Below are 9,241 nucleotides of genomic sequence, written 5' to 3' on the forward strand. Positions count from 1 at the left end.
CGCGCAATTTCGCCGGCGGCATGCCGACCGGGCGCCTCGACGGAGAACAAGGAGAGATGCATATGACGATCAGCGTAAAACAGGCAAACCGATATGGGAGCTGGCTTGTCCGCGCCCTGCTGCTTGCCGCCGTGACCGGATGGTTCCTGCTAAATCCGGGCCTTCAGGGCGCCGGGCGATCGGCGATGGCGGCTGGCGGAATGTCCCAGGACCAAATCGACCAGCGCATCCACGACTATATCCTCGCCCATCCCGAAGTCCTGGTGCAGGCGCTGCAAAGCCTGGATCAGCGCCAGCGCGAGGCCGAGGCGGCCCAGGTAAAGGCGGTTCTGGTGTCGCGCGCGGACGACATTTTCCGCGACAAGCAAAGCCCCGTCGGCGGCAATGCGCAAGGCAACGTCACCATGGCCGAATTCTTCGACTATAATTGCCCTTATTGCCGCCAAGTGGCGCCGATCATGGCGCAAGCCGCGGCCAACGACCCGCAGTTGCGCATCGTCTACAAGGAATTCCCCATCCTCGGCCCTGATTCCGTATTTGCGGCCAAGGCAGCGCTCGCGGCTCAGATGCAGGGCAAATATGCGGAGTTCCACAAGGCCCTGTATGACGCCAAGAGCCGGGTGAACGAGACGATCGTTCTCAGGATCGCGGCCGAGGTCGGCCTCGACGTCCCTCGCTTGAAGACCGATATGCAGCATCCGGGCATCCAAGCGGCAATTGACCAAAATGCGAAACTGGCTCAGGCGCTGAAAATCGCCGGAACGCCGACTTTCGTCGTCGGCGACCAGATTTTTCAAGGCGCGACCGATCTTGCTTCGATGAAGAAATTGATCGGGCAGGCAAGGGCCCTGAAGAAGTGACGCCGGCAAGCGGGAACAATTGACCGATGCCCGAACTCTCCAACATCGGCGTGCTGACCGCCTTCGTGGCCGGCATCGTCTCGTTTCTCTCTCCTTGCGTGCTGCCGCTGGTGCCGGGCTATGTGTCGTATGTCGCCGGCAGGACGCCGATGGGCGGGTCGGCGCGCCTGTCGGCGGCCGCTTTGAGCCTCTGTTTCGTGCTCGGGTTCTCGACCGTCTTCATCGTGCTAGGCGCCAGCGCCACGGCGCTCGGCCGATTGCTGCTCCGCCACCGCATCGAGCTCAACCTTGCCGGCGGTGCGATCGTCATCCTGTTCGGCCTGTTCCTCACCGGTCTGCTTCGCCCATCCTGGATGATGCGCGAAGCGAGATTTCATGCCGATATGCCCGGTGGCAAGGCGACGTCGGCCTATGTTCTCGGCCTCGCCTTCGCCTTCGGCTGGACCCCGTGCATAGGCCCGATCCTCGGCGCCATCCTGACCGTCGGCGCCGCGTCGGCCACCGTCGCCGAAGGCGTGACGCTGCTCGCCGTCTATTCGCTCGGCCTCGGCCTTCCCTTCTTGCTTGCCGCTCTGTTCACCGACAGTCTGGCGCGGCGGCTGAAGGCGATGCGCCGGACCGGCTCGATGTTGCAGTTCGCCGCCGGGGGTATCATGGTCGTCATGGGGCTCGCCATGGTCACCGGACGGATGTCGACATTCTCGTTCTGGCTGCTCGAACAGTTTCCAATATTCACGCGCATCGGCTGAAGACCGGGAAAGGAATTAGTCATGGTCCGGACAATGTCCCCAAACAGACGAATGGTTGTTTTCGGCGGTGTTTTCGGCGCCGCGATGGTTGCCGGCTTTGTCAACGAACCGGATTTGGCAATCGCTGCGGAGGACCCCGGTATGGCGGGTCGCTTCAAAGACCTCAGCGAAAATGGCAACAGCACGTGTTCGGCCAAATTCACGGAGTCGATCGCAACCATGCCAAGCACGTCGCGGATCAAGGGCTCATGTTGCAGCCCGATGGAAATGAAGCGCTACATCGAGCAGTTGAATGGGCTGACCAAGTATCGCGATATCGCCATGATACCCGTCGATCCATACGACATTCCGGCTGGCATCGCCCAAAAATTGATTCCTTACTACGATGTGAAGCTCTCCGGCGATGAGCAGCAGGCCTACGACTACGCGATGGCCAATTCCAACGAGAAAGGCCCATGCTGCTGTCAATGCTGGCGCTGGAAAGTGTATGGCGGGCTGGCGAAGTTCCTGATCCGCGAGCACGGTTTCACCGGCAAGCAGGTCGTCGACGTCTGGGATCTCTCCGACGGCTGCGGCGGTGGAGAGTAGAGCCGGGCGACGCCTCGGATGCGGTTCAACAAGCGCTCTCAACCTGTTCTAGCTTCTTGAAAGGAGCGCTTGACCTTCCGGTGGCTGGAACGGTTAGGCTCATTGCCAACTTCCGGAGATCGTCCAATGGCGGACCGAACCATGAATTTCGAAAGGCAGCTACTGGCCCTGTTCAGAGAGGCATATCGGCAAGGCAGATCAGATGTCGCGGAGCATTTGCTGCGAGCGCTGGAGGCACTGGATCAAAGCCCTGCCGTTCCCGAGTTACCGCACGGCCAGCATGTTTTGGCCGAAGCCTACTATGAACTCGTTCGTCGATAGCATTGAACATGCCCTGATTGACCGGCAAGCCACCGCCTTCGTGGGCTGATCGAGTTCGCCTTGACGGGCGTACATGGCGAACTAGTTCCCCTCGCAATCGCCGGTGGCAGCGGCGGCGGGAGGGATGATTGTAATGATGATGGACGGTTCAATGTGGATGATGGGCGGCATGGCGCTCATTTGGGTCCTGGTGCTTGTCACCCTCGTGCTCGCGATCGCGGCGCTGGTCAAATATTTGCGAACCTGACGGCATAGGCAGTCGGGGTCAAAAGAGCAAAAAGGACGGAAAGTTGTAGGCGTCACCGGAAGCAGCAGCGTCATCGGGTCGGCGTCGGAACTGGTCCGGCCCTTCGGCTCTTAACGTCTGTCGCCTTCGGCCCTCTCAGGAGTGGCAAATCGCCGGCTATGAGGTCTGGATGGCGAAGCGCAAAGACACGGTTATTGTTACCGGTAGCACCGGCTTCATCGGCTCGGCTCTGGTCAACAGCTTCGCCGACCGGTTTGCTCTCGTCGGCCTCGACCGGGCGGCGACGCGTCAGCCGCCGCCGGCCGCGGAGTGCGTCTGCATCGACCTGACATCGGAGGACGCCGTGGCAGCCGGCTTGGCGCGCGTGCGGACGGCCTATGGCGCCCGCCTCGCCTCGGTGATCCATCTTGCGGCCTATTTCGATCTCACAGGCGAACGGAACCCGCTCTACGAAAAGATTACGGTTGGCGGCACCGAGAAGCTCCTGCGCGCCCTGAAACAATTTGAGGTCGAGCAGTTTGTCTTCATGAGTTCGATGCTGGCGCACAAGGCTGGCCGACCAGGCGACATCATCGATGAGGATTGGCCGCTCGAATCGAACCTACCCTACCGCACCTCGAAGATCGAGACCGAGCGCCTGATCCATGAGCAGCACGGGGCGATCCCTGTCGTCTATGCCAGGCCGGCCGGCGTCTATGATGATCTTGGCCGTAACGCATTCCTCGCCAATCAGATTGCGCGTATCTACGAAGAGGATCCGACCGGGCATGTATATCCGGGTGACCTGCGCACCGGGCAGTCGTTCCTGCATCTGGAAGACCTCATCGAGGCGGTGGCGCGCCTTATAGATCGGCGCAAGAAACTTCCCACGGAGCTGGCGCTGCTTCTCGGCGAGCCTGAGGTCATGGGCTACGGCGAACTTCAAGCCGAGATTGGTCGGTTGATCCGTGGCGAGAACTGGGAGACACGGGAGGTGCCGAAGGCGCTCGCCAAGGCGGGTGCCTGGGTCCAACAGGACGTGCTGGGCGAAGAATCATTCGTTCGTCCCTGGATGGTCGATATCGCCGACGACCACTACGCGATCGATATCAGCCGTGCCCGCAATGTCCTCGGCTGGCAGCCCCGGCATTCCCTGCGCGAGACGTTGCCGCGGATCGTCGACGCGCTCAAGGCAGATCCCGCCGGCTGGTATCGGGCCAACAAGCTCAACGCCGCCAAGGTGGCCGGCAGCGGAACAAAAGCGCGAGAGAAAGACAAGGCGTTCGAGGCCAAACACGACAAGATGAAACCCGGACACATGGCCGAGATGGCGGGGATGGGCAAGCAGATGCTCTGGGCTCATTTCCTGGTCATCACGCTTGGCGTGTGGCTCCTCACCAGCCCGCTTCAGTTCGCGCTGTTCGATCCGGCGGCTGGCACTGTGCGTGACGTCACGCAAGAGCGTGGACTGTGGGAACCGGTGCTGCGCAACGCGCTCACCGGCTGGAGCGACATTGTCTCGGGCTTGCTGCTGATGCTGTTTGGCGGGCTCGCACTGTCGCCGCGTTTTTCCTGGGCGCAATGGGGCACGACGATCGCCGGCCTATGGCTGCTGTTCGCGCCGCTGTTCTTCTGGACGCCGAGCGCCGCCGCCACCATGAACGACACGATCGTCGGCGCGCTGGCCATCACTTTCTCGGTGCTCGTCCCGATGATGCCGGGCATGAGCCACGAAGGGATGATGGACGAGAGCACCGTTCCGCCCGGCTGGACCTACTCGCCGTCATCCTGGCTGCAGCGCCTGCCGATCATCGCGCTCGGTTTCTTCGGTTTCCTTATCGCCCGCTATCTCACTGCCTACCAGCTCGGCCATGTGGGTGCTGTCTGGGAGCCGTTCTTCCCCGGCGGAGACGGCAGGAACGGCACGGAATTCATCATCACATCCGACGTTTCTCGAGCCTGGCCAGTCGCTGATGCCGGGCTTGGCGCCGTGGCCTATATGATCGAAACCCTGATGGGCGCGATGGGCACGGCGACCCGCTGGCGCACCATGCCCTGGATGGTGACCTTCTTCTTCATCCTGGTGGTGCCGCTCGGCGGCGTCTCGATCTTCTTCATCATCATCCAGCCGATCATGATCGGCACCTATTGCACACTGTGCCTCATCGCGGCGGCGGCCATGCTGGTCATGATCCCGCTGACGCTGGACGAGGTGGTCGCCATGGGCCAGTACATGCTGCGCAGCGTGCGGGCAGACCGTCCGTTCTGGCGCACCTTTTTCCAAGGCGGGCCGGAGCCGAACGGCGAGGCGGACAAGAACGATCCCGGCTTTTCCGCCGCGCTTGCCGCACAGTCCGCCGCAGCCATTCGCGGTGTCACGTTTCCATGGACGCTGGTCGCATGCTGTATCGTCGGCGGTTGGCTGATGATCTCGCGGCTGGTCTTCGGCACGGCCGGCGCCATTGCAAACAGCGATCACCTCTCGGGCGCCATGATCATCACGATCGCGGTCTGCGCCATGGCCGAGGTGGCACGGCCGTTGCGTTTCCTCAACCTGCCGTTCGGGTTATGGCTGATCGCAGCGCCCTGGCTGCTCGACGGCGCGACCAGAGGTTCGACATTGAACAATGCCGTTGCAGGGCTAGTTGTGATCGGCCTCAGCCTGCCTCGCGGGCTCCGAAGCAAGGAGCACTACGGCTCATGGGACCGCTATGTCGCCTAGACGAAGCCGGGAACCGGCTTGGTCTTGCCGCTCAGTTGCGCGCCCAGCGTCAGTGTCTGCGGGAAATTCCGGACGATCGCTGCCATCAAGGTGGCGCTGCCGGGGCGAAGGGCAATTCCGGCAACGGCCGCGGCGGCGTAGACCCGTGTCGAGAACAGTCTTTTCCAGGCCGCCCCGTAGCGTGTGGCGGCAGCCTCGCGCCCTGCCCGGCCACTTGGCGCGCATGCGAGTTCGCAAGCCAGCAGCCAGCCGGACTGAAGCGCCATCGAGATGCCCTCGGCGATGACAGGATGAGACTCTCCAGCTGCATTGCCGACGCGGAAGATGTCCTCTTCGTAGCACGAGCGAATTCCCGGCCGGATCGGACCTGCGGCAAGCCACGAACCGTCGAGGAGAGCCGGTTCCAGGGCGTTCCTGACGCCTCGGCACGAGTCCACGAGATGGCGCGAGACCGCATCGGCGGCCGACACGTGGCTCCGTTGTTTGGGGCCATATTGTTTACGCAGCCGCGCGAGCATATCGCGCCGGATGCAGCACGAGATCGACAACCGGCCATGATCCGCCGAAACCATGCCGCCATAGCCGCCGGGGAAGGCCAGCAGAGGCATCAAATCCGGCGGCAGGGACGACCCGGTGAAATGCGCCTTGAAGCCGAGCAGGTCCGACGGGCGATTGGCCTTTGCGAGCTGGCTGGGCAATGGTCCCGGTTCCCACGAGCCGTGTGCGGCGACAATCACCGGCGCTCGCAATATCGCCGCTTCATCCCCGGCTTGAATTCGCACCCGTTGCATCTCGCGATCCCGCTCGATGGCGACGGCGCGGCAGGGTTGAAAGATTTCGACACCCGCCGATCGCGCCGCTTGCAAAAGCAGAGAATCGAGAATGTCCCGGCCGAGCGCCCGGCCGAAGCTGTCTTTCCCACGAGGCCCAGCTCCTGCACGTGGCATTGCCGCCTCGACGCAGGTCTCGCCGGAAAACAAGCCGACGCGGCGGATTTCGGGGCCGGCATTGGTACGCCAGGCATCGCCGATCTCAAGCCGGTCGAGAAGCGCAAGATTGCTTGCCGAGATATATTCGCCGCAGACCTTGCGGCGTGGAAACGCACTCTTTTCCACAATTGCCACGGCCCATCCGCGCCGGGCCAGCGTGAGCGCGACGGAGGTGCCCGCCGGGCCGGCACCAATGACGATCGCGTCATGGGTCGACAATCGCGTCATGGGTCGTTGCCGGCGCTGGCGCCGACGAAAATGTGGGAAAACAGGCCGGCGCGTCGTTCCTCGACCGGTTTGCCGTTGGCCTCAAGCCAGAGACCGGAAAGCTCGCTGCCGCGAAAGCCGGCACGCACGCTTTGCGCCGCGTCGTTTCGTGTGACGTCGTTGGCGCCGATTGCCGGCAGAAGACGGGTCGCGGCCAGCGGCAATTTCGCCCGCAGCGGCTCTGTCGCAATGAGCAACGGGGCTTTCGGCCCGATCAGCGAAAATAGACGCACGAGTTGCGCATCGTCGAGATGATGCAGAAACAGATTGACGGTGACGGCGTCGAACCGCGCGCCCTCGATCTTTCCTGCCCAGTCGAAGACATCGGCGGTGACGCCTTCCGCCCTCCATCCCAGCCGGTCAAAATCGCCGCGCAATTGCGCGGTGAGGAGGCCGACGCGGTCGAGCATCACCAGTTCGACCCCGGGCCAATGCCTGGTCATGCGCCGCGCCACCGTCAGCATGAAGGAGCCATCGCCGGCGCCGATCTCCAGAATGCGGCGTGGCGGCTTTGGCACAAACCTCCTGAGCAACGACGTCATGATCGGCACCTGAAACATCAGCATATTGATGCGCCGAAGGTCGCGGCGCGCGGCCAGCGCTCGCGGATCGTCGGCCGCAAGTCCGTCGAGGATTTCCGGCGCAAGCTGCCGGTGCTCCAGGCCGCTCATGACACCGTTCGAAAGAGCATGGTTTCGGCCGTCAGCCCGGGTCCGAACGACATGCCGCAACCGAGCAGGCCGGGTGGCGCCTTCAGCATCTCCTTCATCACGAACATGACGGTCGCCGACGACATGTTCCCATACTGGCGCAACACCTCGCGCGATGGTTCCAGCGCGGTGGGCTCCAGTTCCAGGGCCCTTTCGACGGCGTCGAGCACCGAACGTCCACCCGGATGCACGGCCCAAAGGTCGATGTCTTTCGCCGATCGGCCTCCGAGGACGGCGGCCTGGCTGTTCCGCAACGCTTCATGAATCGCTGCCGGCACCTGGCCGGAAAGAACCATTTCGAAGCCGTGGTCGCGAATGTTCCAGCGCATCAGGTCCCGCCGTTCCCTCGCCACCAGACAGTGAAAGCTATCGAGCTCGATGCCGGCCGGCTCGGCAGTGATGAGCGCAGCCGCGCAGCCGTCGCCCCAAAGGCAGAACGACAGCAGTTTTTCCAGTTCGGTGGTCTGTCGCAGATGCATCGTGCAGAGCTCGATATTGACCAGCAGGACCTTGGACTGCGGGTCGGAGCGGACGATGTGGCGGGCCAGCTTGAGGCCGTTGATCGCCGCATAGCAACCCATGAACCCGATCATCGTGCGTTCGATCCCGTTCGGCAGCCCGCAACGCGCAACCAGCTCGAGATCGATGCCCGGCGCCGAAAAGCCGGTGCAGGTGGTGACGATCAGATGGGTGATGCGGGAAGCGTCGTCGCCAAGCTGCAATCCGTCGATGCCCTTTTGCGCCAGAACAGGTGCGGCATCGTCGAACATCGCCATTCTCGCCGCCGTTCCGGGAAACGCGCCCCGGATGAAGGTTCCGGCCAGGTCGGCGGACGGTCCCTCGGGGTCGGACGCCGGCGCAAAGCAGGAATAGCGGTGCTCGATGCCGGCAAGATCGGCCATGCGTTCGAAGATCCTCCGGCGATCGGCCGCGAGCATGGAGGCCGCGAAACGCAGGTAGAATTCATGAACCTCGTGCTCCGGTGCCGCTGTCGCGATCCGGTTGATATAGGCCTTGACGGGCATGTTCTGTCTCCTCGGCGTCTGCACGGTGTTGCGTCGAGCCAGCGCCGGAGGGTCTTTGCTCATCGGCACCCGGTGTCGAACACCGGGTTTTGAGCACTGTTCGGTAAAAACGTTTCCGAGGACCGATTTCTTCCCGAAGGTTCAGTATGTACTGGCAGGCAAACGGTTGGAGCGGGCGGGCGGTTGCGTCAGGCATCCAAAATCGCCACATCATGTTGACCTTCCATCTACTGGAAGGTCTATTTCCTCCGACAAAGGAGATTTCCGCCATGAACATCGGCGTCGCATCCGAAAAATCCGGCTTGCCGGCCAAGACGATCCGTTACTACGAGGATATCGGGCTCTTGCACCCGGCCCGGACGGACAATGGCTATCGTGATTACTCGACGGCCGATATTCACCGGCTGCGCTTCCTGCAGCGCTCGCGAAGCCTGGGGTTTTCGGTCGACGAATGCCGCCAGCTGCTGTCGCTGTACCAGGACAGGGAACGTGACAGCGCCGACGTGAAGGCGATCGCGAAAGCCAAGCTGGTCGAGGTCGACAGGAAGATCGCCGAACTGGTCGGATTGCGCGGCTTGCTTCACCAATTGGTCAGTCACTGCCACGGCGACGAGCGGCCGGATTGCCCGATTATCGACGAGCTGGCAGGACAAGGCGTCGCCCAGTGAGGTGGATTGAAAATCGGAGCGGCTGACGTGCAAACTTCGCTGTCATGCCGGCTTGTGCTGCCGCACGACCTTCCATTCATGCCAGATCAGCACCATGACGACAGCATCGAATACGG

The 9,241-nt window shown here is 62.7% G+C and carries 8 protein-coding genes; 5 read left to right on the forward strand and 3 right to left on the reverse strand.

Annotated features, from left to right (window positions below; all coding sequences use genetic code 11):
- Nucleotides 1-62: 62 nt before the first annotated feature.
- The 4 genes from NKH33_RS15270 to NKH33_RS15285 all read left to right on the forward strand — a co-directional run bounded on the left by NKH33_RS15270 (nt 63) and on the right by NKH33_RS15285 (nt 5,466).
- Nucleotides 63-860 (forward strand): DsbA family protein, encoded by a 798-nt coding sequence (locus tag NKH33_RS15270; RefSeq protein WP_352920351.1) that lies wholly within the window; start codon nt 63-65, stop codon nt 858-860.
- Nucleotides 861-886: 26 nt separating this feature from the next.
- A complete protein-coding gene (locus tag NKH33_RS15275; protein ID WP_352703994.1) occupies nt 887-1,609 on the forward strand; it encodes a cytochrome c biogenesis CcdA family protein in 723 nt (240 codons plus the stop codon).
- A 21-nt stretch (nt 1,610-1,630) separates the two neighbouring features.
- Nucleotides 1,631-2,197 (forward strand): hypothetical protein, encoded by a 567-nt coding sequence (locus tag NKH33_RS15280; protein ID WP_352703996.1) that lies wholly within the window; start codon nt 1,631-1,633, stop codon nt 2,195-2,197.
- A 737-nt stretch (nt 2,198-2,934) separates the two neighbouring features.
- Entirely contained in the window at nt 2,935-5,466 is a 2,532-nt protein-coding gene (locus NKH33_RS15285) for an NAD-dependent epimerase/dehydratase family protein (protein ID WP_352920354.1), read from the forward strand.
- On the opposite strand, the gene NKH33_RS15290 is transcribed toward NKH33_RS15285, so the two are convergent.
- The 3 genes from NKH33_RS15290 to NKH33_RS15300 are packed head-to-tail and all read right to left on the reverse strand — an operon-like array spanning nt 5,463 to nt 8,457.
- Entirely contained in the window at nt 5,463-6,683 is a 1,221-nt protein-coding gene (locus NKH33_RS15290; protein WP_352473253.1) for an NAD(P)/FAD-dependent oxidoreductase, read from the reverse strand. The genes NKH33_RS15285 and NKH33_RS15290 overlap by 4 nt on opposite strands.
- Nucleotides 6,680-7,393 carry a methyltransferase domain-containing protein gene (locus NKH33_RS15295; protein ID WP_352473252.1) on the reverse strand — a complete coding sequence of 238 codons (714 nt, stop codon included), beginning with the start codon at nt 7,391-7,393 and terminating at the stop codon, nt 6,680-6,682. The genes NKH33_RS15290 and NKH33_RS15295 overlap by 4 nt, the downstream gene beginning before the upstream one ends.
- The gene (locus NKH33_RS15300) at nt 7,390-8,457 is read right to left on the reverse strand and encodes a type III polyketide synthase (RefSeq protein WP_352473251.1); all 1,068 of its coding nucleotides are present in this window, start codon (nt 8,455-8,457) and stop codon (nt 7,390-7,392) included. Before NKH33_RS15300 ends, NKH33_RS15295 begins: the two co-directional genes overlap by 4 nt.
- Nucleotides 8,458-8,726: 269 nt before the next feature.
- Here NKH33_RS15300 and cueR point away from each other — a divergent pair, with 269 nt between their 5' ends.
- Entirely contained in the window at nt 8,727-9,125 is a 399-nt protein-coding gene (cueR, locus tag NKH33_RS15305; protein WP_352473250.1) for a Cu(I)-responsive transcriptional regulator, read from the forward strand.
- Nucleotides 9,126-9,241: the final 116 nt, after the last annotated feature.

The organism is Mesorhizobium sp. M1182, from assembly GCF_040318335.1.
Lineage (GTDB): Bacteria > Pseudomonadota > Alphaproteobacteria > Rhizobiales > Rhizobiaceae > Mesorhizobium.